28 protein-coding genes are annotated in these 26,528 nt (G+C 64.9%); 14 read left to right on the forward strand and 14 right to left on the reverse strand.

The genetic code is table 11. The features are described 5' to 3' along the window. The first annotated feature begins 37 nt into the window (after positions 1-37). The 10 genes from GQB03_RS07540 (at position 38) to GQB03_RS07585 (ending at position 8,178) form a co-directional block, all read left to right on the forward strand. The gene (locus GQB03_RS07540; protein WP_159686834.1) at positions 38-685 is read left to right on the forward strand and encodes an HAD family hydrolase; all 648 of its coding nucleotides are present in this window, start codon (positions 38-40) and stop codon (positions 683-685) included. A gap of 575 nt (positions 686-1,260) precedes the next feature. Continuing rightward, entirely contained in the window at positions 1,261-2,673 is a 1,413-nt protein-coding gene (locus tag GQB03_RS07545) for a flagellin N-terminal helical domain-containing protein (protein WP_159686838.1), read from the forward strand. Positions 2,674-2,750: 77 nt separating this feature from the next. Then, positions 2,751-3,125, forward strand: a complete 375-nt coding sequence (locus tag GQB03_RS07550) for a flagellar protein FlaG (protein ID WP_159686843.1) — start codon at positions 2,751-2,753, stop codon at positions 3,123-3,125. Between the two features lie 58 nt (positions 3,126-3,183). Then, positions 3,184-4,578, forward strand: coding sequence for a flagellar filament capping protein FliD (fliD, locus tag GQB03_RS07555; protein ID WP_159686847.1), 1,395 nt, complete (start codon positions 3,184-3,186; stop codon positions 4,576-4,578). 14 nt (positions 4,579-4,592) lie between these two features. Continuing rightward, on the forward strand, positions 4,593-5,000 hold the full coding sequence (gene fliS / locus GQB03_RS07560; protein ID WP_159686851.1) for a flagellar export chaperone FliS: 408 nt from the start codon (positions 4,593-4,595) through the stop codon (positions 4,998-5,000). Between the two features lie 10 nt (positions 5,001-5,010). Continuing rightward, entirely contained in the window at positions 5,011-5,346 is a 336-nt protein-coding gene (locus GQB03_RS07565) for a flagellar protein FliT (protein WP_159686854.1), read from the forward strand. 45 nt (positions 5,347-5,391) lie between these two features. Next, positions 5,392-6,519, forward strand: a complete 1,128-nt coding sequence (gene fliK, locus GQB03_RS07570) for a flagellar hook-length control protein FliK (RefSeq protein ID WP_159686857.1) — start codon at positions 5,392-5,394, stop codon at positions 6,517-6,519. Beyond that, complete coding sequence (locus GQB03_RS07575) at positions 6,506-6,850, forward strand: EscU/YscU/HrcU family type III secretion system export apparatus switch protein (protein ID WP_159686860.1); 345 nt, start codon at positions 6,506-6,508, stop codon at positions 6,848-6,850. Before fliK ends, GQB03_RS07575 begins: the two co-directional genes overlap by 14 nt. 130 nt (positions 6,851-6,980) lie before the next feature. Next, positions 6,981-7,760, forward strand: coding sequence for a flagellar brake protein (locus GQB03_RS07580; RefSeq protein ID WP_159686864.1), 780 nt, complete (start codon positions 6,981-6,983; stop codon positions 7,758-7,760). Between the two features lie 73 nt (positions 7,761-7,833). Further along, positions 7,834-8,178, forward strand: a complete 345-nt coding sequence (locus tag GQB03_RS07585) for an FKBP-type peptidyl-prolyl cis-trans isomerase (protein ID WP_159686866.1) — start codon at positions 7,834-7,836, stop codon at positions 8,176-8,178. A gap of 101 nt (positions 8,179-8,279) precedes the next feature. On the opposite strand, the gene recQ is transcribed toward GQB03_RS07585, so the two are convergent. After that, a complete protein-coding gene (gene recQ / locus GQB03_RS07590) occupies positions 8,280-10,091 on the reverse strand; it encodes a DNA helicase RecQ (RefSeq protein WP_235026983.1) in 1,812 nt (603 codons plus the stop codon). Positions 10,092-10,214: 123 nt separating this feature from the next. On the opposite strand from recQ, the gene GQB03_RS07595 reads away from it, so the two are divergent. Further along, positions 10,215-12,146 carry a cation:proton antiporter gene (locus GQB03_RS07595; RefSeq protein WP_200832139.1) on the forward strand — a complete coding sequence of 644 codons (1,932 nt, stop codon included), beginning with the start codon at positions 10,215-10,217 and terminating at the stop codon, positions 12,144-12,146. A gap of 6 nt (positions 12,147-12,152) precedes the next feature. Here the strand turns inward: GQB03_RS07595 and GQB03_RS07600 are convergent, their stop codons facing one another. The 12 genes from GQB03_RS07600 to flgB form a co-directional block, all read right to left on the reverse strand. Beyond that, positions 12,153-12,614, reverse strand: a complete 462-nt coding sequence (locus GQB03_RS07600) for a hypothetical protein (protein ID WP_159686873.1) — start codon at positions 12,612-12,614, stop codon at positions 12,153-12,155. A 17-nt stretch (positions 12,615-12,631) separates the two neighbouring features. Continuing rightward, complete coding sequence (gene flgL, locus GQB03_RS07605; protein ID WP_159686875.1) at positions 12,632-13,543, reverse strand: flagellar hook-associated protein FlgL; 912 nt, start codon at positions 13,541-13,543, stop codon at positions 12,632-12,634. 11 nt (positions 13,544-13,554) lie between these two features. Then, positions 13,555-15,486 carry a flagellar hook-associated protein FlgK gene (gene flgK / locus GQB03_RS07610; protein WP_159686878.1) on the reverse strand — a complete coding sequence of 644 codons (1,932 nt, stop codon included), beginning with the start codon at positions 15,484-15,486 and terminating at the stop codon, positions 13,555-13,557. Positions 15,487-15,558: 72 nt separating this feature from the next. Then, the gene (gene flgJ / locus GQB03_RS07615; protein ID WP_159686881.1) at positions 15,559-16,506 is read right to left on the reverse strand and encodes a flagellar assembly peptidoglycan hydrolase FlgJ; all 948 of its coding nucleotides are present in this window, start codon (positions 16,504-16,506) and stop codon (positions 15,559-15,561) included. A 58-nt stretch (positions 16,507-16,564) separates the two neighbouring features. Continuing rightward, the gene (locus GQB03_RS07620; RefSeq protein WP_159686884.1) at positions 16,565-17,692 is read right to left on the reverse strand and encodes a flagellar basal body P-ring protein FlgI; all 1,128 of its coding nucleotides are present in this window, start codon (positions 17,690-17,692) and stop codon (positions 16,565-16,567) included. A gap of 11 nt (positions 17,693-17,703) precedes the next feature. After that, on the reverse strand, positions 17,704-18,378 hold the full coding sequence (locus GQB03_RS07625; RefSeq protein ID WP_159686885.1) for a flagellar basal body L-ring protein FlgH: 675 nt from the start codon (positions 18,376-18,378) through the stop codon (positions 17,704-17,706). Positions 18,379-18,402: 24 nt separating this feature from the next. Beyond that, positions 18,403-19,185, reverse strand: a complete 783-nt coding sequence (flgG, locus tag GQB03_RS07630) for a flagellar basal-body rod protein FlgG (RefSeq protein WP_159686888.1) — start codon at positions 19,183-19,185, stop codon at positions 18,403-18,405. Positions 19,186-19,320: 135 nt separating this feature from the next. Continuing rightward, positions 19,321-20,064 (reverse strand): flagellar basal-body rod protein FlgF, encoded by a 744-nt coding sequence (gene flgF / locus GQB03_RS07635; protein WP_159686890.1) that lies wholly within the window; start codon positions 20,062-20,064, stop codon positions 19,321-19,323. 49 nt (positions 20,065-20,113) lie between these two features. Further along, on the reverse strand, positions 20,114-21,364 hold the full coding sequence (gene flgE / locus GQB03_RS07640) for a flagellar hook protein FlgE (RefSeq protein ID WP_159686892.1): 1,251 nt from the start codon (positions 21,362-21,364) through the stop codon (positions 20,114-20,116). 15 nt (positions 21,365-21,379) lie between these two features. Next, positions 21,380-22,063, reverse strand: a complete 684-nt coding sequence (locus GQB03_RS07645; RefSeq protein WP_159686894.1) for a flagellar hook assembly protein FlgD — start codon at positions 22,061-22,063, stop codon at positions 21,380-21,382. Positions 22,064-22,090: 27 nt separating this feature from the next. Continuing rightward, entirely contained in the window at positions 22,091-22,495 is a 405-nt protein-coding gene (gene flgC, locus GQB03_RS07650) for a flagellar basal body rod protein FlgC (protein ID WP_159686899.1), read from the reverse strand. A gap of 12 nt (positions 22,496-22,507) precedes the next feature. Beyond that, positions 22,508-22,909, reverse strand: coding sequence for a flagellar basal body rod protein FlgB (gene flgB, locus GQB03_RS07655; RefSeq protein ID WP_159686904.1), 402 nt, complete (start codon positions 22,907-22,909; stop codon positions 22,508-22,510). Positions 22,910-23,262: 353 nt separating this feature from the next. Here flgB and flgA point away from each other — a divergent pair, with 353 nt between their 5' ends. The 3 genes from flgA (at position 23,263) to GQB03_RS07670 (ending at position 24,852) form a co-directional block, all read left to right on the forward strand. Then, on the forward strand, positions 23,263-23,955 hold the full coding sequence (gene flgA, locus GQB03_RS07660) for a flagellar basal body P-ring formation chaperone FlgA (protein WP_159686909.1): 693 nt from the start codon (positions 23,263-23,265) through the stop codon (positions 23,953-23,955). Between the two features lie 133 nt (positions 23,956-24,088). Beyond that, entirely contained in the window at positions 24,089-24,379 is a 291-nt protein-coding gene (gene flgM / locus GQB03_RS07665; protein ID WP_159686912.1) for a flagellar biosynthesis anti-sigma factor FlgM, read from the forward strand. Beyond that, positions 24,376-24,852 (forward strand): flagella synthesis protein FlgN, encoded by a 477-nt coding sequence (locus tag GQB03_RS07670; protein ID WP_159686915.1) that lies wholly within the window; start codon positions 24,376-24,378, stop codon positions 24,850-24,852. The genes flgM and GQB03_RS07670 overlap by 4 nt, the downstream gene beginning before the upstream one ends. A gap of 128 nt (positions 24,853-24,980) precedes the next feature. Here GQB03_RS07670 and GQB03_RS07675 read toward each other — a convergent pair whose 3' ends face one another. Next, positions 24,981-26,483: an aldehyde dehydrogenase family protein gene (locus GQB03_RS07675; protein ID WP_159686918.1), complete on the reverse strand. Its 1,503-nt coding sequence runs from the start codon at positions 26,481-26,483 to the stop codon at positions 24,981-24,983. Positions 26,484-26,528: the final 45 nt, after the last annotated feature.

Raw genomic sequence — 26,528 nt, forward strand, 5'->3', positions numbered from 1 at the left:
CATGAAAATGCAGGCCTCCTGCGTCCCAACTACCAACATGTCACGCTATCGGCACGTCATCTTCGATCTGGACGGCACATTGATCGACTCCGCGCCGGCGATACTGTCCAGTTTTCGCCAGGCCTTTGCCACTACCGGCATCCAACCGGCAATGGCGATCGACGCATCGGTGATCGGCCCGCCGCTCATCGAGACGCTGCAAATGCTCAGCGCCAGCACCGATGGCGCGACCATCGAGCGCCTCGCCTCCGCGTTCAAGGCCAGTTACGACAGCACCGGCTTGCTCGAGACCCGCGACTATGACGGCGTGACCGTGATGTTGAAGGCCCTCGCCGCATCGGGGCGGCACCTGCACATTGCCACCAACAAGCGCATCCACCCAACCAGACTCATTCTCGAGCACCTCGGCTGGAGCGGGCTGTTCGACAATGTCTATGCGCTCGATCTGTTCGAGCCACGGCTCAGGGACAAGGCCGAGATGATCGCCCGCCTGCTCACCGACCGGCAGATTCCGGTCGAAGAGGCGGTCTATATCGGTGACCGCGAGGAGGACGGCAGCTCGGCGGAATGCAATGCGCTGCCTTTCATCGCAGCCACCTGGGGCTACGGCGCGCTGACCGAGGAAGAGCTCCGCTCGAACTGGCGTATGGCTGCAAGCCCGGGATTGCTCGCCACGCTTCTCTGAATCCGGCCTGGCCTTCGTCGCAGGAAAGCTCCTGACCGGCCTCCGCCCGGAACCTCCACCCGCCGCAGTCAGGTTTCGATCAGCCCCTCACGGCTACCGCAGCCGTCCACCCGCCTGCCTGCCTGCAGCTTGCAGAAGACACCTTCCGAAATCATCGGGATCGGGAGGGAGCAACGCTGACCGCCATCCCGGGTCGCGAGCGCCTCGACCTGGAAAACCGCATGGGCGGACGAGCCGCCATTACAGCGCAACGCGAACACCGGAATGATTTACGTTGTAAAGCGTGTCAACGAAAAACATTTTTTGCGTGTGCCGACTGCCCGCATGGCGAAACCCAGCAAGGCCATTGCTCCCTCACCCGCAAAGGTGCCTGTCCTGACGGGAATTACGCAAACAGCATTCCCGAAAAATTCGCCCGTCGACGCGAAAAACGAGGCAAGTGCCTCGCTCTAAAGTTTTTTCGCCCCTCTCCGTAAATGATCTCAACGGCTGCAACATCAATGCCCAAGCGGATCGCCAAATCTACTCAAGGGCCGCAGCTGTCGGAAACTGATCTCTCGCTAGGAGAATTAAAAATGGCACAGACGATTAATACTAACGTTGCTTCCCTCAACGCGCAACGTAACCTGAACAGCTCGCAGTCCTCGCTGACCACTTCCCTGCAGCGCCTTTCCTCCGGCCTGCGGATCAACAGCGCCAAGGACGATGCAGCCGGCCTCGCTATCTCCGAGCGGATGACATCGCAGATCAAGGGCCTGAATCAGGCGACCCGCAACGCAAACGACGGCATTTCGCTGGCGCAGACGGCCGAAGGCGACCTCGTCCAGATTACCAATAACCTGCAACGGGTTCGCGAACTGTCGGTTCAGTCGGCCAACGCCACCAACAGCGCCTCCGACCGGGCAGCGCTGCAGAAAGAAGTTACCGCTCTGGTAAGCGAAATCGACCGGATTGCGAGCAACTCCTCGTTCAACGGAGTGAAGCTGCTCAACGGCTCCTTCACCAGCCAGTCGTTCCAGGTCGGCGCGAACGCAGGCCAGACCCTGACGGTCGGCAGCATCGGCAGTGCCAAATCCGCCGCGATCGGCGGCTATACCGTAACCGGCGCCTCTGCGGTAAACGCAACGGCATTTGTTGCCGGCGACGTGACCATCTCGGTTGATGGTGGTGCGGCCACATCGGTTGGCGCATCCGTTGCGGGTGGCGGCGCCGGACAATCGGCAAGCTCCGCCTACGCAAAAGCCGAAGCGATCAACTCGGCAAACGCAGGCGTTACCGCTACCGCTTCGACGACTGTGGCCGGCGCTGCCGGTACTGCAGGTGCGAGCACCGGCTCGATCAAGATCAACGGTATCGATACCGCAAGCATCACCTCCACCAGCACCCTGGCAACCGACAAGCAGGCTGCCATGGACGCGATCAACGCCATCAGTGACCAGACCGGGGTGACCGCCTCAATCGTCAGCGGCAACATCCAGCTCGACGCAGTCGACGGTCGCGACGTCACGGTTGCAGCCGGCGCAGGCTCATTCACCCTGGCTGACGTCGGCCTCACCGCCGCGACTACCAAAGGCAAGCTGACGCTCTCGAGCGGCAGTTCCGCGGTCTCGATCGGTGGCACCACCGCTGCGGCCCTGACCGGTCTTTCCGCCGGCGCCCAGAGCATGACGCTGAACTCAGTCTCGGCGGTGGATATTTCCAGCGCAAGCGGCGCCCAGACTGCCATCTCGACGATCGACGGCGCACTGCAGACCATCAACGGCAGCCGTGCCAGCCTCGGCGCACTGCAGTCCCGTTTCGAGTCAGTCGTCTCGAGTCTGCAGGTAACGTCGGAAAACCTGTCGGCTGCCCGCGGTCGAATCACCGATGCCGACTTCGCGTCTGAAACCGCGAACCTCTCGCGCAGCCAGATTCTGCAGCAGGCCGGCACCGCGATGCTGGCCCAGGCCAATGCCTTGCCGCAGAACGTGCTGAGCCTGCTCCGCTAAGCAGCGCTCCGCAAAACGGACACAGCGGCGCGAGGCCTGACGGCCTCGCGCCGTAGGCCCAGAAGAGGGAACGAATCATGGCCATACAGTCAATCCCATCGACCCCGATCCCCACCGCCGATTTAGCACGTACGGCCAGCAACGGTGTGGCGCGGGCCCAGACTCCTGAGACCAAAGACGTACAAGGCGTCGACGCCCTTCAGCAAAGCCTCCCCGCAGCGCCACCTTCCGAACAGCAGATCAACCAGGCGCTGAACGATGTACGCAATGCGCTCAAGCCGGTGGCACAGAACCTGCTTTTCTCTCTGGACAGCGACACAGGCAAGACCGTGATCAAGATCGTCGACGCGTCTACCGACGAAGTGATCAAGCAGATTCCATCGGAAGAAATCCTCGCGATTTCCAAGGCCTTGGACAAACTGCAGGGCCTGTTGGTCAAGCAGGAGGCCTGAAAAGCCTCGCGACACACTGGCTGCCGGAGTTTTTGCAGCCGAACCGGGGAGAAGCACAATGGCAGGACTCACCGCAAGCGGCATCGGCTCAGGGCTGGACGTCAACAGCCTCGTCAGCCAGTTGATGACGGTCGAGCAGCGCCCACTTACCGCCCTTGCTACCAAGGAAGCCAGCTACCAGTCCAAGCTGTCTGCATTCGGCCAGCTCAAGTCGGCACTTTCAACGCTGCAGACGGCGGCAAACACGCTCAAGGATGCGGCAAAATTTTCCGCGACACGGGCAACGGTTGCCGGTGGGGCTCCTTTTTCCGCGACCTCCACCAGTGAAGCATCCGCCGGGAATTACTCGATCGAAGTACAGGCCCTTGCGAAGGAGCAACGTACCGCCACCAGTGCAACGACCGAATTCGCGCCGGCAGCCGGAGACCTGATCGTCACCTTCGGCAAGGTGGATGGTGGCATATTCACGCCCGGAACGGCGGCGCCCAAGACCCTGAACTTTGCCGGCGGCACGCTCGAAGCGTTTCGAGACGCGATCAACGACGGCGACCTCGGCATCAGCGCCTCGATCGTGAACAACGGCACCGTCAAGCAGCTGGTCATCAAGGGTGACGCGACCGGCGCCGAGCAGGCATTCCAGCTCAGCGGCACCACGGGGCTCAGCGTCGACCCCACGGTTGCAGGCGTGTCCTCCGACCCGACCTACAACCTGGCCGGCGCCCAGGACGCACAGGTCAATGTAGACGGCATCATCGTGACACGTTCGACCAACACGCTCTCCGATGTGCTCGAGGGCGTCACGTTCACCCTGAACAAAGAGGATGTCGGCACCCCGTATGCGCTTACCGTTGCCGACGACAAGAGCAGTGCGACTTCGGCCATCAACGCCTTCGTCAAGGCTTACAACGACCTCAGCACGACGATAAAGAGTCTCACTGCCTATGACGCGGAAAACAAGCAGGCCTCGACGCTCACTGGCGACGCCACTGCACGATCCATGCAATCGCAGTTGCGCAACATGCTAGGCGGTGCGATCTCCGGCCTGGCCGGTGCCGCGCGGCTGTCGGATATAGGCGTCTCCTTCACTGCCACCGGCGGGCTTGAGGTCAACAGCAGCAAGCTCACCGAAGCACTTTCCAATCCAACCCTTGACGTCGGTACGTTCTTTGCCGGCACCGACACGGTGGACGGGTTCGCGACGCGCATTTCGGAACGCATCGACGGATTCATCGGCGCCGAAGGCCTGATTGCCGGCAGAACCGATGGCATCAACAGTTCGATAAAGTCGATCGACAACCAGCGCGAACAACTGACTGCCCGGCTGACCCGGATTGAAGCCCGCTACCGGGCGCAATTCACCGCGCTGGATACGCTGCTCTCGGGATTCACCCAGACCAGCAACTACCTCACCCAACAACTCGCGAACCTGCCGGGTTCGAGCAGCAGCAACTAAGGAGTCCTTCTGACATGTTCGGAACATCGATGGGGCGCGCTGCGGCCTATGCAAAGGTCGGAACCGAGACAGGCGTATCCACCGCCGATCCCCACAAGCTCATTCTGATGCTTTTCGACGGTGCACTGGTTGCCATCGGCACGGCCGCGGTAGCACTCGACAGCAAGGACATCCAGACCAAGGGTAATTCGATCTCGAAGGCGATAGAGATTATCCTCAACGGACTCAAGATCAGCCTCGACATGGAGGCCGGCGGCGAACTTTCGGAACGCCTGGCGGCTCTTTACGATTACATGGCCGATCGGCTGCTTCACGCCAACCTGCACAACAGCCGGCCGGCGCTCGACGAGGTTGTGGGACTGCTGCGGGAGCTGCGCGAAGCATGGGCGCAGATCGATGGCAAGGCGGCCGGCGCGGCCTGAGGAGAAATCCATGAACAGTCTTGGGATCGTGGAATCGATGGCGGAACTCTCGAGTGCCATGGTCGAGGCCGCCAGGAGCAACGACTGGCCCCGCCTGTCCGAACTGCAGCAGGCGCACGCCCGGCTACGCGACCGGCTTGCCGCGCTCGAACCTGCAGGTAGGCAGGCAGGCGACCTCGACGGGGCCGGAGGCCAGCGCAAGGCCCGGCTGATAGCCCGCATGCTCGAAGACGACAAGGCGATTCGTGCCGAAGTGGAACCCTGGCTTGCCAGCACTCGCAAACTGCTGTTTTCCAACGTGCGCGGCCGCGAGATGCGTGCAGCTTACGGGGCAATGAAGCCCTGACGCCTCATGGGCGGGGGGCTTCATGACTGAAGGACGCGCAGTTTCATGATTCCCGCCGATCTGACATCGCGCCTGCGGATGCTGACCGAGGCGAGCTTCTTCTCGCGGGAGCCGCCCGAGGTCGGAGCGCCAAGCGCAGTAAAGCCGGTAGCCAGTGACCTGCCCGAATTCCAGCCCGGGCAGAAGATCATCGCGACATTGCAGGAAGCCCGGGACAACGGCGTCTTTCGTGCCCAGGTCGATGGCAAACCGGTCACACTTTCGCTGCGGGGCGCGACCGCCAAGGCCGGTGACGTACTGAATCTGGTGGTGGCCCGCACGACACCCGGCACGGTGATCGCGACGCTCGCCTCGGCGACACCGGAACCATCCAGCACGAGCCTGAGCCAGACCGGCAAGCTCATCAGCTTTCTGCTCACCGGACAGCCGACGCCGCAACCCGCCAGCCTGGCCGCCAATCGCCCCTTGCTACAGGCGCCGCCCACCGCTGGCCAGGCGCTGGTGCCGCTACTCAGGCAGGCCTTGTCGGAGAGCGGGTTGTTCTATGAATCGCATCAGGCCCGCTGGCTCTCCGGCGAGACCGACGCCACGACCCTGATGCGGGAGCCACAGGGGCGCGCTGCACCGCCGGCGGCGCAGTCACCGGCAAATTCGGCCGCCCGCCCTGCAAACGCGCCCCCGCCATCCGGTGTCATTGCCGCGAGCGACGAAGCGGTAGCCACCAGCAACACCCCCCGCACGGAGGCACCGCCCCCCACGCAGCAACGACAAGCGGCGGCGATCCCTGAACGTCTCCTGCCGGTCGTCCATCAACAACTCGACGCGCTGGCAACCAACCACTACGCCTGGCAGGGTATGGCCTGGCCCGGCCAGCGCGTGGAGTGGGACATCGACGATCCGGCCGGCAACCCGCAAGGGGATGGTGCCGACCCCGAGCAGGTTGGCTGGCGCTCCAGCCTGCGGCTGACGCTGCCGCGGCTCGGTTCGATCGAAGCGCGCCTGCATCTGACCGAAGCAGGCGTGAGCCTGCATTTCGTGGCGGACGAAAGCGCCGCCGAGCCGCTGCGCAGCGGTCGTGCTGCGCTGGCCGAGGCGCTGGCGGAGGCCAGGGTGCCGATGACGGGCATGTCGGTCGAACTCGCAACGGAGGCCGGCACGGATGGCGAAAGCTGACAAAACCCCGGCCAGGGCCGAAGCGGTTGCCCTTGCCTATACCGCCGGCGAAGCCGCGCCGCGCGTGGTCGCCAAAGGCCACGGCCTGATCGCCCGCCAGATCATCGAGCGCGCCCGTGAAGCCGGTGTCTATGTGCATGAATCGCCCGAGATGGTATCGCTGCTCATGCAGGTCGATCTCGATGCGCGCATTCCGCCGCAGCTCTACGTCGCCATTGCCGAATTGCTCGCCTGGCTCTACCGCATCGAGCAGGGCGGCACCGCACCGGCACCGGTGCCACAAGGGCTGCCCGAAAGCCTGCGCCCGCGACCGGCGACGCCTGGCACCTGACGAGCTGGCCCGTATCCTGCTTGGAAAGAGCGATACGGCGAGGATACCTGACGAAACATCCCTCGCCCACGCGCCGCGCTACCATCGCGTATCGGGTTAGAATCCCCCCTTCAGGAAGTCCACGCCACCCATGACGCAAGCTACCGACGGATATCAGATCGAGTTGCTCAAGTCGGACGATCATGCCCGATTCATGCTCGAAGATCGGCTCGAAGTTGCCACGATCCTGCGCGGTCTGGTGCAGAAAAGATGCATCGTGACCGCGTATCCCGACGGATCCAGGGCGTTCTTTCTCTCCACCGTTCTTGCCTTCGACGAGGGCGACCGCAGCCTGGTGCTCGACCCTCCTGCCGACGAACAGGCCCGCGAAAAGGCAGCAGTTGCATCCACCCTTTCCTGCACCGCGCTGCTGGACAAGGTCAAGGTGCAGTTCTCGACAGGCCCGCTGCGCGCCTTCGAGTTCGAAGGCTTTCCCGCGTTCCGGACCGCGGCCCCGGATTCGGTGCTGCGGCTGCAGCGGCGCGACTACTATCGTCTCATCGCACCGGTATCCCATGCGCTCGAATGCGTGATCCCGGTACCCGACGAAACCGGGACGATCAGCGCCTACAAGGCCCGGGTCGTCGATATCAGCGGTGGTGGCATCGCGATCGTGGTTCCGCCAAAGGACCTGACGTTTTCTCCGGAGGTCGAATTCCACGACTGCCGGCTGATGCTGCCCGACCTCGGTGTGATTACCGCGCGGCTGCAGGTGCGCAACGTATTCGAGATCACCAGCCGGAACGGTATCCGCATGCTGCGTGCAGGCTGCCAGTTCATGGGGCTGTCGGGCAATGCGGCGAGCATGATCCAGCGCTATATCCTCAAGATCGAACGCGAACGCAGCGCGCGCGAGCGTGGAACCTTCTGAATCCGACAGTCACCGGCGCGAACATGCGCCAGCCCAAACGCCCGCGGCGCGGGCCCAACACAGGAGAATCCCAGTGAGTCAGACCACCACCCCAAGCGGCCTGATCGTCGAAGAGCTAGAAGTCGGCAACGGCACCCTCGCCGAGAAAGGCAAGACGGTCACGGTGCATTACACCGGCTGGCTGACCGATGGCACCAAGTTCGATTCCTCGAAGGACCGCAACGACCCCTTCGAGTTTCCGCTCGGCATGCGCTACGTCATCTCGGGCTGGGACGAAGGCGTCCAGGGCATGATGGTCGGCGGCAAGCGCAAGCTCACCATCCCGCCGGAGCTCGGCTACGGAGCACGCGGGGCCGGTGGCGTGATTCCGCCCAACGCCACGCTGGTGTTCGAAGTCGAGTTGCTCGGCGTGCGCTGAAACATCGCATCCACCGCCGCTGAAGGGCGCCCAGCCGGGCGCCCTTTTCGTTTCACCGTACCGACCTGCCACGCACCGACTTCGCCATCGACCTGCCGTGCTCAGGCAAGCCCGGCTGCGGCCTCTTCCTGCACCAGCGCGAGGATCTGCTCGCCATAGGCCTCCAGCTTGCGATCACCCACGCCGGAGATCCCCGACAGCTCGCGGATGGAGCCCGGCCGGACATGGGCGATCTCCATCAGCGTGGCATCGTGGAAGATCACGTACGCAGGCACGTTGCGCGTCTTGGCGGTGTCGGTACGCCAGGCACGCAGGCGCTCCAGCAATCCGTCGTTGCTCGCGTCGCGTCCGTAGAAACGTGGCTCGCGCCGGCCGCGCTTCTTCTCGGGCGCCAGCCGCAACAGGAACTCGGTCTCGCCCCGCAACAGCGGGCGCGCCTGGTCGGAAAGGAACAGCGCGTTGTAGCGCTCGTGATCGACGCCCAACAGGCCCCGCGCGACGAGTTGCCGGAAGATGCCACGCCACACCTTGTCATCGAGGTCGGCGCCGATGCCGAAGGTGGTCACCTGGTGATGGCCACGCTCGCGCACCTTGTCGGTTTCCTCGCCGCGCAGCACGTCGATGAGATGCCCTGCGCCGTAACGCTGGCCGGTGCGAAACACACAGGAAAGCGCCTTGCGTGCCGCATCGGTGGCATCCCAGGTGCGTGGCGGGTCGAGGCAGTTGTCGCAGTTGCCGCAGGGCCCCGACGCCTCGCCGAAATGGGCGAGCAGGATCTGCCGCCGGCATGAAGTCGCTTCGGCGAGGCCGACCAGCGCATCGAGCCGGGCCATGCCCTGGCGCTTGAAGTCTTCGCTGCCCTCTGACTGCTCGATCATGCGCCGCTGCTGAACCACATCGCCAGCGCCCCACACCATCCAGGCTTCCGACGGCAGCCCGTCGCGGCCGGCACGACCAGTCTCCTGGTAATAGCCCTCTAGCGAGCGGGGCAGGTCGAGGTGGCCGACGAAACGCACGTCCGGCTTGTCGATGCCCATGCCGAAGGCAATCGTCGCCACCATCACCAGACCATCGTCACGCAGGAAACGCAGCTGGTTGGCCGTCCGGTCGGACGACGACATACCGGCATGATAGGGCAGCGCGTCGATCCCCTCCGCCACCAGGAAGGCCGCCGTTTCGTCGACTTTGCGCCGCGACAGGCAGTAGATGATGCCGGCCTCGCCACGATGCTCGTGCAGGAAGGCCAGCAACTGCTTGCGCGGGTTGTCCTTGTCGGCGATGCGGTAACGGATGTTGGGCCGGTCGAAGCTCGAGACGAAGCGCCGCGCCCCGGTCAGATGCAGGCGCTCGGCGATTTCCTCGCGACCGCGCGCATCGGCGGTGGCGGTGAGGGCCACGCGCGGCACCCCCGGGTAGCGCTCGGCGATGACCGAAAGCTGCAGGTACTCGGGTCGGAAATCGTGCCCCCACTGCGACACGCAGTGCGCTTCGTCGATGGCGAACAAGGCCAGCCGCCCGTCCTCGAACAAGCGGTCGAGCATCGCCAGCGTGCGCAGGTTCACCAACCGCTCGGGCGCGAAATAGACGATGTCGAGGCGGCCGGCGATCAGCTCGCGCTCGATCTGCCAGGCGGTTTCCGCATCGAGGCTCGAATTCAGGTAGGCCGCAGCCACGCCGGCCTCCTTGAGCGCACTGACCTGGTCCTGCATCAGCGCGATCAGCGGCGAGACCACCACCGCAGTGCCATTCCGCATCAGCCCCGGAATCTGGTAGCAGAGCGACTTTCCGCCCCCCGTGGGCATGAGGACCAGCGCGTCCGAGCCGGCCGCTAGGTGCTCGACGATGGCCTCCTGCTCACCGCGGAAAGCGGGGTAGCCGAAGACGTGCTGAAGGATTTCTCTGGCGCGGGACATGGCCGCGCATTTTACCCGAGCCCTCCCCCGCCTGGCGGCCGAATCACCCCGAGCGGTTATCATGCCCTCGACAGTTTCAGGAATTGCTGCTTTGCACAATATACTTCGCCCATGACCGAACACATGATTCTCACGATTGCCGGCCTGATGGCACTCGGCGGCGCCTGCCAGTGGCTGGCATGGCGCGTCCGCCTGCCGGCGATCCTGTTCCTGCTGCTCTCCGGCATCCTCATCGGCCCGGTCGCCGGCTGGTTCGATCCGGATGCGCTGCTTGGCGACCTCCTGTTCCCCTTCGTCTCCCTGTCGGTGGCGGTGATCCTCTTCGAAGGCAGCCTGACCCTCAAGTTTGCAGAGATCCAGGGCCTGGAGCGCGTGGTTCGCCGCTTCGTCACCAGCGGGGTCCTCGTGACCTGGGGCGTTACCGCAATCGCCACCCACTGGCTCGTCGGGTTCTCATGGGGGCTTGCCCTGCTCTTCGGGGCCATCATGGTGGTCACCGGACCGACCGTGATCGTGCCGATGCTGCGCACCGTGCGCCCCAATGCCAAGATCGCCAACATCCTGCGCTGGGAAGGGATCGTCATCGACCCGATCGGAGCCCTGCTGGCGGTGCTGGTATTCGAGTTCATCGTCTCGTCGGAGGCCGGCGGCGCGCTCAGCCAGACCCTGATCGTCTTCCTCACCCTGATCGGCATGGGCACACTGGTGGGCCTGGCTGCCGGCTACCTGCTCGGGCTCGCACTGCGGCGCGACTGGTTGCCGGCCTATCTCTTCAATGTCGCCACGCTCGCCGCCGTGTTCGGCGCCTTTGCCGTGTCCAATGCGGTCGCCGAGGAATCCGGCCTGCTCGCGGTCACGGTGATGGGCATCTACCTCGGCAACCGCAAGGGCGTGCCGATCGAGGAAATCCTCGAATTCAAGGAAAGTCTCAGCCTGCTGCTGATCACGGTACTGTTCATCCTGCTTGCCGCACGGCTCGATTTCGGCAGCTTTGCGGAACTGGGTTGGGCGGTGGTCGGTGTCTTCCTGGTCGTCCAGTTCATTGCACGTCCGCTCAAGGTCACCTATACCACCTGGGGCTCGAGTCTCAGCTGGCGCGAACGGGCGCTGCTGGCCTGGATCGCGCCTCGCGGCATCGTTGCCGCAGCGGTCAGCGCACTGTTCGCGATCAAGCTTGAATCACAAGGCTACAAGGGTGCCGATCTGCTGGTACCGATCACCTTCGTGATCATCATCGGCACAGTCGTGCTGCAAAGCCTGACGGCGGGCCCCCTGGCACGCCTGCTCAGGGTTTCCGAACCGGATTCGAGCGGATTCCTGATCGTCGGAGCCAATCCGCTGGCGCGCACGATCGCGGGAGCCCTCGAGCAGCAAAAGATCAAGGTGACGCTCACCGACACCCTTTGGGACAACGTCTCGCGCGCCCGCATGGCCGGCCTCAAGAGCTACTACGGCACGCCGCTGTCCGAGCATGCGGAGCTTTATCTCGACACCTCCGGTCTCGGGCGGCTGCTCGCGCTGACCGCGGACGAGCACCTCAATGCGCTGGCGTGCACCCGTTTCAAGGGCGATTTCGGCGCGAAGAACGTCTTTGCCCTGCCCGTGGGCAGCAAGGGCAGCGGGGCGGGCAACGGCCGTACCCGGACCAGCACCATGGCCAACGGCCGCTCGGCATTCATCGAGGGCGCCAATTTCGTCGAGCTCTCCCGGCGGGTGCACCGCGGAGCGGAAATCCGTCGTACCAATCTTTCCGAGGCCTTCACTTTCGAAAATTTCCACGAGATGCATGGCGAACGCGCGGTACCGCTGTTCGCACTGGACCCGAAAGGCAAGCTGGAGGTCTTCAACACCACGATGCCGCTGGAACCGGGCCCGGGCTGGACCATCATCGCCCTGGTCGACCCTGCCCCACCGGGCGAACGGAAACCCAGCACCGAGGAACGGCGCGCGCAGGCCGAAGAGAAGAAGCAGCATGCCGAGGAACGTCGCCACGAAGAGCGCCGCCATGAAGAAAACGAGCGCCGGGCCGCGACGGAGAAGCCGTCCGGAACCTGAGCCCGATCAGAACTCGGGCCAGGTCGTCGAACGCAGCAGGCGGATTTCGGCCTCAGCCACCCGCTGGGCAAACGGTCGGGTCGATTCCACTCCTTCCTCGAGACGCAACAACTGGTAGCTGCTGTAGCCGCCGTCGCGCATCAGGACGTTCGCGCGTCTTGCCAGCACCTGACGCGCTTCGCCGTCCCCACCGCTGTTGATGCTGCGCTGTCGCAGCAGCATGACGTATCGCCCCTCGCCCGACGGCTGCTCGACGATTTCCCAGTTGGGCGCGAGCGGATCGTAGGCGAGATAGGCCACGCCGGTCGCCAGCAGGGTCTGCCCGGAAAGATTCCCGCGCAGCATCATTGCCACGCTGGCGGGCGCCACCAGCGTGCTCGTGGCAAGCGGAGGCGAAGTGCTGCAAGCGCCCAGCAACGCCAGGCTCAAGGACAGTACGGCAACGCGTCCGATTCGAATGCCCCTCATTAGCGGCTCCGCGGCAGTCAGCTCAGGTAGTTGAACAGCGAGAGCCCGGTGACTCGCAGGTAAGACTGCTGGGCCGCCTGCAGATAGCCCTGCTGCATGGTCAGATCGCTGATCGCCTGCGCGTAATCGACATCGATCAGGCGCGACAAGGTACTTGCGTACTGGACATCGAGGTCCGAGCCGATGGCGCTCAGCGACTCGAGTTCGACCATCCGCGAGCCGATCGCCGCGTGCTTGGCGAGCACATTGTCGAGAGCGAGATCCATCTCGTCGATGGCGGTGCCGGCCGCGGCCGCCACACCGGTACCCGAGTCGAGCGCGGTGATGAAGTCGGAGATCATCGAGAACACGTCGCGACCGGCACCCGCACCGGGGATATTGACGAACAGCTCGTTGCCGTTGCCACTGATGGGCAGATTGCGTGCAGTCGAAACCTGCAGCGTCCGGTCGCCCTGATCGCCCTGGTAGCTCACGCCGGAGAGATCGCCCACGAAAGGCTGGGTATCGGTCTTGTATCCCGCGAACAGATAGCCGTTGGCCGCATCACGGCTGTTGGCCAGCCCCATCAGCGCATCGAACTGCCCGCGCAGATCCGCAGCGAGCGACTCGAATTCACTCTGGTTGTAGGTCCCGTTGCCGGCCTCCACGGCCCGCGTACGGACATAGGTCAGCAGATCCTCCACCGAACCGAGACTGCTTTCGGTAAGCGCCAGGGCATCCTGGGCCGCCCCCTGATTGACTGTGAATTGCGCGTTGACCGACCTGGATTGACGTACCTCCAGCGCGCGTGCCGAGGCGATCGGATCATCCGACGGCGAAACGACCCGCCGGCCGGTGGAGACTTGTTGTTGCGTTTCCAGAAGCGAGGCCGTCTGCTTCTGGATGGCGTTGATGCCACTATTGAAGATCATGCCTGTGGTCACGCGCATGACGTCTGCTCCTATCGCGAGATCGCGAGAATTTCGTCGAACAAGGTATTGGCGATCGACATCACCTTGGCCGATGCTTGATAGGCTTGCTGGTAGCGCACCAGATTCGCCGCCTCCTCGTCGAGGTTGACCGCGGAGACCGAATCACGGGCGATGGTCGCCTGCTCCAGCAGACTGGTCTGGGCCTTCTCGCCGATCTGGACTTCCCGCGCCTTGGTTCCCACCGTCGTCACCAGCTGCGAATAGACCGACTGATAGCTGGCCTTGCCGTCCAGCATGGTCTTGTCGAGCTGCAAGGCCCCCAGCGCCACGCCATTGCGGTTGTCCGACACCCCACCGTCGTTCGTCGAGAAGGTAAAGGAGTCGCCCGCCTGCGGCGTGCCCGCCAGGCGGAAGCTGAAGCTGAAACCGCCCGGGCCGGTAATGGTGAAGTCCTTACCCGCCGAATCGGTCGCCGGGTCGAACGCCAGCGGGCCGACCGTTGCCGCACCGCTGATATTGAAACCCGGAACGGAGGCATCGTAGGTGAGGACGATGTCCGAGAAGTCGGGCTTGCCATCCGGCACCCCGACGGCATCCATGCCGCTCACGTCGGTCGTAGCCACCGCGCTGATCTTGGCGGTCCCGGCGTTGCTGTTGCTGGCGGCGACCTGTACCGGATCCGCCACGGCCACCTGCCGGGTGTCGACGATCGCCACCGAGATGTCCTGGGCGGCCCTGCGGGTAGGCTGGATGAGGAAGCGCTCACCTGGCGTGACGCTCGCGCCGAGCGTGATGTCCAGCCCCACGTCGGCGGCGTTGACCGCGCTGCCGTCCGAGCGCCGCGTGAGCGTGAAGCTAGAGGCCCCGGTGATGGTAAGCAGATAATCGTCACCGGTCAGGCCGGCCGGATCGCCATAGGCGACGGTCACATTGCTGCTCGCACCGTCGATGCCGAGCACCGAGGGGCTGAGTTCGCCGAAGAAGCTTCCGCCGAGCGCGCCGTCCAGGTCCTGGCCAAGACGATGCTGGGCATTGAAGGTAAGCGCCACGCCGGCCGCGATCAGCCCGAGCTGATTCTGCGCGCTGTCCAGGCTGCCGCTGCGGAAGGCAAGCAGGCCGCCAAGCCGTCCGCCATCGAGCAAGGACTCGGGCATCGTCACCGATCCGCCACCCGGCGTCTTGAGCGCGATCTCGAGACGCCCCGGATCGGCCTTCGAGGACTGGGCCACCAGGGTGCTGGCGGTCGTGCCGATCACCAGCGGCTGGCCGCTGCCCATGAAGACCGAGATCGAACCGTCGCTCTCGGTGACCGTCGTGACCCGGGTGTACTGGTTGAGGTCGCGAATCAGGGTATCGCGCTGGTCGCGCAAGTCGTTGGCCTGCTGGCTCGTGCCGGCCGATTCGGTCACGGCAATGCGATGGTTGATGTCCGCGATTTCCTTGGCGTAGGCAGTGATTTCGGTCGCCGTGGACGCGATCTGGGCCTCGACGCCATCACGGATGTCGGAAAGGCGCCCGTCCAGATACTGGAATGTGGACACCAGCGAGTTGGCGCTCGAGATCATCGACTGGCGCGCAGGTATGCTGCTGGGGTTGGCCGCAACTTCCTGAACGCCGTCGAAGAACGACTGCAGCGCAGGAGACAGACCGGCCTCCGGATCGGCGAGCAGGTTGTCGATCTGCGCGATCGCCTCGGAATAGGCCGACAGCTGGGAGCGTTGGGTGTCGGCGCTGAGCACCTGCCCCTCGAGGAACGCGCTGTAGCTGCGCCGCACGGTTTCGACCTGGGTGCCCTGCCCGAAGAACCCGCCACCGGAGAACACCGGCTGCTGGGTACCCAGCACCACGCTCTGGCGGGTGAACCCTGGGGTTGCCGCATTCGAGATGTTGTGGCCCGTCGTCACCAGGCCTGCCTGGGCGGCATTGAGACCGGTGACGCCGATGTTCAGAAGGCTGGCCATGGTGGGTGTACTCCGTTTGCCTGGGTGTTTACGTCACTCCAAAGCAAAACCTTTGCCAGGTCGACGAATCGACTATCCGCCGAGCGCGGTACGCAAGGTATTGCCGCCGATGATGCGGGTCAGCTTGTCGGCATACATCGGGTCGGTGGCATAGCCGGCCTGCTGCAGACTGCGCGAAAACCCCGCCGCATCCTGCTGGCCCAGCACTTCCGAATAGCGCGGATTGTCCTTGAGCAGACGAGCGTAGTCGCGGAAAGCCTCGGCGTAGGAGCCATAGGAGCGGAACCGCGAAGGCTCGCGTATCGCCTGGCCATTGCTGTATTCGAGCGCGTCGAGCGCCACCGTCTCGCCGCGCCAGCTGCGCCCGGCCTTGAGGTTGAAGAGGTTGTAGCTGGGCTGCCCGTCCTGATGCCTGAGCTCGGCCTTGCCCCAGCCGGTCTCGAGCGCCGCCTGGGCAATCATGAAGTGCGCCGGAATGCCGGTCTCGCGGCTGGCGGCCATGGCATGCGGCCACAGCTTCCCGACAAACTCCCTAGCACCCTGCGGGATGGCGGCAGCGTCGATGCCGGAAAACGCCTCGGTGACGGCATCTGCCGGCAAGCCTTCGCCGCTCCCCTGCCGTTCGGCGGCAGCTTTTGCCGCCTGCCGGATTGCCGCACCGGCGAGCGCGTCGAAGCCTGCCGCGATCTCGCCGCTGCCGCCCGCCTGACCGGGGGCTGAACCGACCGTGCCGCCAAGCTGCCGCGCAATCGCCTCGGCCAGCCCGGTGCCGCCGGCGCCCGCCATCTGGATGGCAAGCTGCTGATCGAGCAGCGAACGGAACATCCGCGTCTGCTCCGAATCCATGAGACCGTCCTTGGGCCCGGCATCGCGCATCGACTTGAGCACCATCTGCAGGAACAGGGCTTCGAACTGCTTCGCCGCCGCACCGATCGCCGCGGGGGAGTTTTCCTTCGAGAGCCGCTTGAGCTCGTTGAAGCTTCTTGGGTCGAGGGCGTTGGCGGTGTCAAGGGTGTTCATTCGCTGCGCCTCGCGCAAGGACCGCGGGACGACTGCGTCGAGGCGCACCCGGCGCGCATCAGATCACCTCGAGCTCGGCGCGCAGCGCACCGACCGATTTCATCGCCTGCAGAATGCTGATCAGATCCATCGGATTGGCGCCGACCGCGTTGAGCGCCTTGACCACCTCGGACAGGTTCGCGCCGGACTTGACGTTGATGAGGCTCGCGCCTGCCTGCTGGACGTCGACGTTGCCGCGCTGTCCGACCACGGTCTGCCCGCCGGACAGGGGATTCGGCTGGCTCACCGTGGTCTCGGTGCCGACCGTGACCGAGAGGTTGCCATGCGCCACCGCGCAGTTCTGCAACGCGACGGCCTGGTTCATGACCACCGAGCCGGTCCGCGAATTGACGATCACCTTGGCGACCTGCTGCGCCGGCGTGACGTCGAGCCCCTCGAGTCGGCCGATGAAGGCCACCCGGCTGGTGGAATCCTGCGGCGCGCGCACCTGGATGGTCCGGCCGTCGAGTGCCTGGGCAGTCCCCGGGAAGGTCGCCGCATTGATCGCATCGACCACCCGCTGCGCGGTACCGAAGTCGTTGTCGTTGAGTTCGAGATGCACGAATTCGCCCTGGCCGAGCGCGGTCGGTACGCTGCGCTCGACAGTCGCGCCGCCCGGGACGCGCCCTGCCGAGAGATGATTGATGGTCTTCGAGGCGCCGCCGCCCGACGCCCCCGCCCCGCCGATCACCACGTTGCCCTGGCCAAGCGCATACACCTGGCCGTCCGCGCCCTTGAGCGGGGTCATCAGCAGGGTGCCGCCACGCAGGCTCTTGGCATTGCCCATCGATGACACCGTGACGTCGATCTGCTGACCGGGCCGGGCGAAGGGCGGCAGGTTGGCCGTGACCATGACCGCGGCGACGTTCTTGAGCTGCAGGCTGGTGCCCGGCGGCATGGTCACACCCATGTTGCCGAGCATGTTGATGATGCTCTGCACGGTAAAGGGCGTCTGGGTGGTCTGGTCGCCACTGCCGTCGAGGCCCACCACGAGACCGTAGCCGATCAGCTGGTTGTCGCGGACACCGGCGATCGAGGCCAGGTCCTTGAGGCGCTCGGCCCTGGCTGCGGGCACCAGCGCGAGGAACACGGACAGCACCACTGCCACTCGGCGCAGGGTCGTGAGGAAGCATCGCGAGGAGGTCATGAGCGGTTTCCCTAGAATGGCAGCACGGCGAGGAAGAAGCGCTGCAGCCAGCCCATCACCTGACTCTCGTTGATATAGCCGCTGGCCTTGTATTCCATGCGGGCGTCGGCCACCTGGGTGGACTGTACGGTGTTGCTGGTGGTGATCTGGCTCGGGTTCACCACCCCGGAGAAGCGGATGAACTCGTTGCCCTGGTTGATCGCAATCTGCTTTTCGCCCGACACCAGCAGGTTGCCGTTCGGATAGACCTCGATGACCGTGACCGAGATCGTGCCATTGAAGGCATTGTTGGCCGCGGCCGCACCCTGCCCCGAGAAATCCGAGGTGTTGTTGCCCGAAACGCTCAAGCCTGCGAGACCGGCCAGCGGCACCTTGTTTGCCGCCGAGATGCCGGCATCGAGCGTCGATGCGCGGCTCGCGCTCGCGTCCGAGGCCTTGGTCGCGGTATTGCGCTCGACCAGGTTGATGATCAGCGTGTCGCCGAGCAGCCGCGCGCGACGGTCCTCGAACAGCGGTCGGGTAAACGTCGCCTGGTAGATGCTGCCGTTCGCCGGCGCCATCTCGGAGCGTGGCTGGGGCCGCGCACTCATCGGCTGGTGTACCGCGGTCGGCGGCGTCGACTGCAGGCTGGCGCAGCCACTCAGCAGCGCCAGTGAGAGCAGGAGAAGGTCACTGAAGCGTTTCATCGACGTTCCCGTTGCCACCTGCGATCAGAGCTGGGTCAGACGGCCGAGCATCGAGTCGGACGTCTGCACCGCGCGCGAGTTGAGCTCGTAGGCGCGCTGGGTCTGGATCATGTTCACCAGTTCCTCGGCAACGTTCACGTTGGAGGTTTCGATGTATTTCTGGTTGAGCACGCCGGCGCCATTGAGGCCGGGGGTGTTGGGCGAGGCATTGCCACTCGAGGCCGTCTCGACGAAGAGGTTCTCGCCGACGCTCTGCAGACCGCCCGGATTGACGAAGGTGGCGACCTGGATGGTGCCGATCTGGGTTGCCGTCGCGGTACCCGGCAGGGTCACGCTGACGGTGCCGTCCTTGCCGATGGTCACCGACTGGGCGTCGGACGGAATCACGATGCCGTCGGCCAGCGGATAGCCGCTGGCGGTGACCAACTGCCCGGTGCTGTCGCGCTGGAACGAGCCGTCGCGCGTGTAGGCAGTGGTGCCGTCGGGTTGGGTGATCTGGAAGAAGCCTTCGCCGCTGATCGCCACATCGAGATCGTTGCCGGTCTGGCTCAGGTTGCCCTGGGTATGGATGCGCTCGGTGGCCACCGGACGCACGCCGGTGCCCAGCTGAAGGCCCGAACCGATCTGGTTCTGCTGGGTATTCTGGGCGCCGGGCTGGCGCAGGTTCTGGTAGATCAGGTCTTCGAATACCGCACGCGAGCGCTTGAACCCCGCGGTGGAGACGTTGGCGAGGTTGTTCGAGATCACGTCCAGCTGGGTCTGCTGGGCATCGAGTCCGGTCTTGGCGATCCAGAGCGAGCGGATCATGGCGGTACTCCTGGTCTAGAGATTCGATGTGCGGGCGGCACCTGCCGACCCGCGATTCCATGCTTTCATGCTAAATCGCCGAACCGCGCAGCAAAGGCACGAAAACCGGCCGGAAACCGGCCTAAATCAGGCAGCTCAGCCGGTGCCGAGCATCTTCGTGGCGGCCGCGTCGTTCTGTTCGGCGTTGCTCAGCATGCGGGTCTGCATTTCGAACTGGCGGGCCAGCGAAATCATCGTGACCATCTGCTCGACCACATTCACGTTGCTGCCCTCGAGGTAGCCGCCGGCAACCTGGACACTTTCATCCACCGCTGCCGGCTCGCCGCTGCGCAGCCGGAAAAGACCATCCTCGCCGCGCACCAGATCGGCCTCGGGCGGATTGACCAGCTTGAGCTGGCCGACGATGTTCACTGCGTTGCGGGCGCCGGTGTTCTGCACTGCCGAGATCGAGCCGTCGCGGCCGATGACGATCTCGTTGTCCTGCGGAATCGTGATCGGCCCACCACCGCCCACCACCGGCATGCCGTCACGCGTCTGCAGGATGCCGTTCGCCGACACCTCGAGACTGCCATTGCGCGTATAGGCTTCGCTGCCATCGGGCAATTGCACCGCGAGCCAGCCCTTGCCCTGCACCGCCACGTCGTAGGCGCGACCGGTCTGCTGCAGCGGCCCGGTGGAAAAATCGGTGGCCACCGACGCATCCACGGCAAAAGCCCGGGTATGCAGTGGCGCCTCGGTCTGTACCTCGACCGCCCGCAGGCGGTGCATCTCGGTGCGGAAGCCGGTTGAGGTCGCGTTGGCGAGGTTGTGGGTGACCGCGTCCTGCTGACCGAGGGTATGTTTCGCCCCGGTCATTGCCGTGTATATGAGTCGGTCCATTATCGATGCTCGCTATCGGTTGTGTGCTGCCGGCCCGGCGCGGCGCGCCTTACCTCAGGTTCACCAGGGTCTGCAGCACCTGGTCCTGGGTCTTGATCGACTGGGCGTTGGCCTGGTAGGCACGCTGCTGGGTGATCATGTTCACCAGTTCGGCGGTGAGATCGACGTTCGACTCCTCCACCGAGCCGGCGGTCAGGGTGCCGAGGCTGCCGCTGCCCGGCGTGCCGATGAGCGGCTGGCCGGAGTCGGGCGATTCGGCCCACAGGTTGTTGCCCAGCGAGATCAGGCCATTGGTGCTCTGGAAGTTGGCCAGCACCACCTGGCCGAGATTGCGCGACTGACCGTTGGAATAGCGTCCCTGGATGGTTCCGTCCTGACCCACGGTGATCCCCGACAGGCGCCCGGAGGCGTAGCCGTCCTGGGTCTGGCGATTGACCCCGAAGGGACTGCCGTACTGGGTGCTGCCGGTGAAGTTGAGCTCGACACCGGTGATGTCGGGCGCGCCGCCGAATGCCGCGTTGTCGAAGTCGATATCCAGGCTCAGCGGCATCGTCGTGTTCAACGCGCCGGAGCTGTTGAATTCGAGCGTGATCGGCGTGGTCGAAGCAGCTGCGCCATCGACCTGCGTGTAAAGCTCCCAGGTGCCGACATCGGGTGTGGCCGACGCGGCCTTGCGGAAATACAGGGTGGTCACGTGCGCATTGCCGAGACTGTCGAACACCGACACCGAGGTCGATGAACTGTAGGTGGTCGGGTCCGTCTCGTCGAAGACCGCAGAGCCGGTACCGAACACCGGCGCACGGGAGTCGAGGTTGAGGCCGGCAAGGATCTGCGAGGTGACGTTCGGCGTCAGGTCCGCGGTGTCGATCTGCAGGCTGGTCGGCGAGGCGGGCAGGATCACGCCGGCGGCGTTGGCACCGTAGCCGGTGAGCTGATAGCCCTGTACGTTGACGATGAAGCCGTCCTTGTCGACGTCGAACTGGCCGTTGCGGGTATAGGCGACGCCGCCGTCGGGCTCCGTAACGCGATAGAAACCCGAGCCGTTGATGGCGATGTCGAGCGGATTGTTGGTCGGTGTGATGTTGCCCTGCGAGAAGAGCTGGTTCACACCGCCGATCGTCGTGCCGATACCCACCTGGGTCCCGGCCGAAGCGCCGTTGAGCGCCGCCGCATAGACGTCGGCAAAAAGCGTGTTGCCCGACTTGAAGCCGACGTTGCCAGAGTTGGCCACGTTGTTGCTGATCACGTCGAGGGATTTGGATGCCGCGTTGAGTCCGCTCAAACCTTGCTGGAAAGCCATTTTCCGACTCCTGAATCAGAGAATCTGACGAATCTCGGACATGCCGAACATGCCCAATGAACCCACTTCGGCGGCGACCCCGGCGGTACCGCGGGTAATGCTCGTGACCGTGCCCTGCTCGAGCGTCTGTGCCGTTACCTTTTCACCGTCGGCGAGTGCCTTCACCGCAACCGAGTAGCGACCACCGGCCGCGGCACTGCCGTCGATGGCGGTGCCGTCCCAGCGGAAGGCATAGGTGCCGGCTTCCAGCGCGCCCATGTTGATCACCGCGACCTCTCGTCCGGTGGCATCCATGATCGACACGGTCACATCGGTGGCCGCGTCGTCGAGCGTCACGCCGCCGAGCGCCCCGCCCTCGCCGAGGGTCAGATGCTGGCCGGGCACCAGCACCGAGCGCCCGACCAGCGCCGCTGCCTGCATGGTTTCGCTGCCGAGCATGCCGTCCATCATCGTCGCGAGCGTCTGGTTGAGACGCTCGATACCATCCACCGTGCTGATCTGCGCGAGCTGCGAGGTGACCTGAGCGTTGTCGAGCGGATTGAGCGGGTCCTGGTTCTTGAGCTGGGTCGTCAGCAGCGTGAGGAAATTGGTCTGCGCCTCGTCGGTCGCAGTCGCATCCTTCTTCTCCGCCGCACGGGCCAGCGAAGCATAGATGTCGGCAGCGGCGGTGCCGGGCGCGGTGGTCGATGTGGTTGCCATGATTCAGTCCTTTGTACGTGCCGGCGCTTACTGGCCGATCTGCAAGGTGCGTTGCAGGAGCGTGCGCGCGGTATTCATCATCTCGGCGTTGTTCTGGTAGGCGCGCGAAGCGGAGATCATGTTGACCATCTCTTCGACCACATTGACGTTCGGCATCTCCACGTAACCTTCGCCGTTTGCAGCCGGACTCGCCGGGTCGTAGACCAGACGCATCGGCGCGGCACTCTCGACCACCTGGGTGACCTCGACGCCGACACCCGATCCGCCCGCCACCGGCTTGGCCGCAAACACCACCTGCTTGGCCTTGTAGGGCTGCCCGTCCGAACCGGTAACGCTGTCCGCATTGGCGAGATTGGAGGCGGTGGCGTTGAGCCGGGCCGACTGTGCCGTCAGCGCCGAACCGGCAATCTGGAAAACGTTGAGCATGCTCATGATCCGCCTCCCTCAGCCCTGGATCGCCTGCTGCATGGTACGCAGCAGACCATTGATGAAGGTCAGGCTGGCTTCGTAATGGACCGCGTTCTCGGCGAAGGCGCTGCGTTCGACATCCATGTCGACCGTATTGCCATCGACGGCACCCTGACGCTCGGTGCGAAAGCGCGCCATGGCATCGAGCGGGTTGCTCGCCGCCTCACGCAGATGCGAGGCGTTGGTGGTAGCCAGGGCGAGCGGCCCCATGCGCGAACCGAGCGCGCCTTTGAGCGCGCTGCCGAAATCGATGTCACGCGCCTTGTAGTTGGGCGTATCGGCATTGGCGATGTTGGACGCCAGCAACTGCTGCCGATAGGCACGTGTATTGAGTGCCTGCTGATGAAACGCGAGATCGGAGTTGATCGAGTTCGACATGATCTTTACCTCAAGTATTCGCCGCACTTGCCGCAATCAGGTTCGTCGGCTGTCGTACTGCCTAATGCACCTTCCATGCCAGCCATGCTACGACCCGCTTGTCACGCCTCATCACCCGATAAAACCCTTAAAAACCATCCAATTCAGACCGTTTTGCCGGCAATGCGGCAAGCCGGCCGGCAGCTTTTGCCGCCGCGGCGAATAACGTCGCCCTCCTCGCGCGCATGTGCGCACGTCCATTGTTTCTTCCGCTTGCCCCCTTGCGGCAAAGCAGGCGCGGAAGCCGGAATTGGCGGGCATTTACCGGTTTGTTCGGCGGGCCCGGGCACTGCCCGCCATGGTCAAATGGCACCATGAAACATGTAAGCACCCGCCGTTCCGTTCTGGCCTTGCTGATTTGTCTCGCCCCACCGGTCATGGCGCGCCAGCCCGAAGCGCCGGTCAGGGAAGTCGTCGAACGATTCCTCGGCGAACAGACCGCGGGGCTTGCAGGTGAAGTCGTCATCGAGACCGGGCGCATCGACGATCGCAACCAGCTCCCGCCCTGCCGCCAGCTCCAGGCCTTTCTGCCGGCCGGTGCAAGAGCCTGGGGTGCGGTGACGGTCGGAGTACGCTGCATCGCGCCCGCCAACTGGACCCTCTACGTGCCGTCGCGGGTCAGGGTCCAGGCCGACTACCTGACCACCGCACGGGCACTCTCCGCCCGCCAGACGCTCGGCCCGGAGGACCTTGACCGCGCACATGGCGATATCGCGGCGCTGCCCGGCGACATCCTCTCCGACCCCGTCCAGGCCATCGGCCACCCGATGCGATACGCCGTGGCCGCCGGCCAGCCCCTGCGTGCGGGCATGCTGCTGTTGCCGCCGGTGGTGAGGCAGCGCGACCAGGTACGGGTCGTCACCAACGGCGCCGGCTTCAGCGTCAGCAACGAGGGCAAGGCACTGAACAGCGCAGCCGCCGGCCAGGTGGTCAAGGTACGGCTCGCCAGCGGGCGTGTGATCAGCGGGATTGCACGGCCCGATGGCGTCGTCGAGGTCGGCCGCTGAACGATTGCTTGCCTGCGCCTCTCCAAGCTCCGTACCCACACGCGGCGGGAAATGGACTAAAGTTCCGCCATCGACCTGCCGTTAGAGCAGCCAAACCGTGAGAGAGGTTAAAGCTGTGAAAATCGACAATTCAATGAAGTCGCTCGGTAACGTCGGCGGCGACAACCGGGCCAAGCCGGCAGGTGCGGCAGGCGCGCCCGCTTCCGCCGCGCCCGGTGCGCAGGTCCAGTTGTCATCGCTGTCCTCCAGCCTCCAGCAGGCCGAGGCAACGATTTCCGCAACGCCGGTGGTCGACCAGTCCCGCGTCGATGAAATCAAGGCAGCGATGAGCGAAGGTCGCTTCAAGGTCGATGCCGAGAAGGTCGCCGACGGTCTGATCGAGAGCGTCCGCCAGATGCTTCAGGCGCAACCCGGCCGAGCGTGACACCCGGTATCGACCGCACCCGCATGGCGCGCCTTGTGCAGGACGAAAACGTCCTGCTCAGGGATTTTGTCGCCTTGCTCGGTCAGGAGCAGGCCCTCCTGCTCGACGGCGACGTCGATGCCCTGATGGCCCTGGCCGGACAGAAGACCCAGCTGTACCGGCGCCTGCAGTTTACCGCCGACGAACGTACCCGCCTGCTCGCCGCGGCCCGGCTCAAGCCGGATGCGGAAGTGATGCGGCGAATTCTCGAGGGCAATCCCGCAGCGCTCGCCCAGTGGCAGGACACACTCGATCTCGCCAGCGAAGCGCACGCCCTCAATGCCCTCAACGGCCGGCTCATCACCCAGCGCATGCAGCACAACCAGCAGGCGCTGGCGGTGTTGCTGGCCGCAGCCGAACAGCCCGCGGCCACCTACGGGCCCGATGGTCAGTCGCGCCCGCACGTCTCCGGCCGCCATTTCGGCAGCGCCTGACGCAGCCGGCCCAGGCGGCCTCCCTCCGAAAAAAGAAACCGCCGTGTCGATGCCGGAGGAGGAATCACGGCAGCGGCAAGGCGGCAAAAAGCTCAAGCAGCCACCGAGGCGGCTGCACGAGGGGAGAATCAGAGCATCATCACGACCGACTTCGACTCGGTATAGAGGTCGATGACCGCACGGCCCATCTCGCGTCCGATACCCGACTGTTTGTAGCCTCCGAAGGGCATCGCGCTGTCGAGCATGTTGTGGCAATTGACCCATACCGTGCCCGCCTTGATCTTCGGAATCAGGCGATGCACCCGCGACAAATCGTTCGACCAGATCGATGCGGCCAGTCCGTACGGCGTGTCATTGGCGCGCCGCGCCACTTCGTCGAGGTCCTCGTAGGGCAAGGCCACCACGACCGGACCGAAGATCTCCTCGCGCACCACCTTCATGTCGTCGCGCACATCGACCAGCACCGTTGGCTTGACGAAGAAGCCGAGGCCGTCACCGGCCGCACCGCCGGTCGCCGCCCGGGCGCCCTCCTCGAAGCCGCTATCGATGTAGCCCATGACCCGCTTCTGCTGCACCGAGGAAACCAGCGGGCCGATCTGCGTCGACGGATCGATACCCGGCCCGATCTTCATGCCCGCAGCGATGCCGGACAGCCCCTCGACCACGTCGTCGAAACGGCTCTTGTGAATGAACAGCCGCGAACCCGCGGTGCACACCTGCCCCTGGTTGAAGAAGATCGCCTGGGCCGCGCCCGCTGCCGCCACCGCCGGATCGGCGTCGTCGAGCACGATCACCGGGCTCTTGCCGCCAAGTTCCAGGGAGACGCGGGTCATGTTGTCGAGTGCGGCCTTGCCGACCAGCTTGCCGATCTCGGTGGAACCGGTGAACGCCACCTTTTCGATGCCCGGATGGCCCGCCAGCGCCGCCCCGGCGGTGTGGCCGAGACCGGGCACGATGTTGAGCACGCCGGCCGGGTAGCCCGCCTCAAGCACCAGTTCGCCGAAGCGCAGCGCGGTCAGCGGCGTCTCTTCGGCCGGCTTGAGCACCATGGTGCAGCCGGTAGCGAGCGCCGGCCCCACCTTCCACGCAGCCATCAGCAGCGGAAAGTTCCACGGAATGATTGCGCCGACCACGCCGACCGGCTCGCGTCGGGTGAAGCCGAAGAACTCACGGTCGCGCACCAGCGGCACCGAAACCTCCATCGTCGAGCCTTCGATCTTGGTCGCCCAGCCGGCCATGTAGCGCATGAAATCGATCGCCAGCGCCACGTCGACATGGCGCGCCATGGTCACCGGCTTGCCATTGTCGAGCGCCTCGATCTCGGCGAGCTCCTGCGCGTTCTCCTCCATCAGGTCGGCGAGGCGCAGCAACAGCCGTTCGCGGTCCACCGGGCGGACACGCGACCACTCGCCGTGCTCGAAAGCCTTGCGTGCGGCCGCCACTGCGCGGTCGACGTCTGCCGCATCGCCCGCGGCGACCCGGGCAAAGGTCTCGCCGCTGGCCGGATCGATCACCGCCAGCGTCTCGCCACTGGCGGCACCGACCCAGTCGGCGCCGATCAACATTCTTCCGGCACGCTCGAGAAATGCGCGCGTGTTCTCGCCGACCGGATGCTCGGGGTATAGCTGCATGTCACTGTCTCCTGATGTTGCGTCTTATGATGAAAGAATGCGGAT

Source organism: Cognatazoarcus halotolerans (assembly GCF_009800965.1).
In the GTDB taxonomy this organism is placed as follows: Bacteria; Pseudomonadota; Gammaproteobacteria; order Burkholderiales; family Rhodocyclaceae; genus Cognatazoarcus; species Cognatazoarcus halotolerans.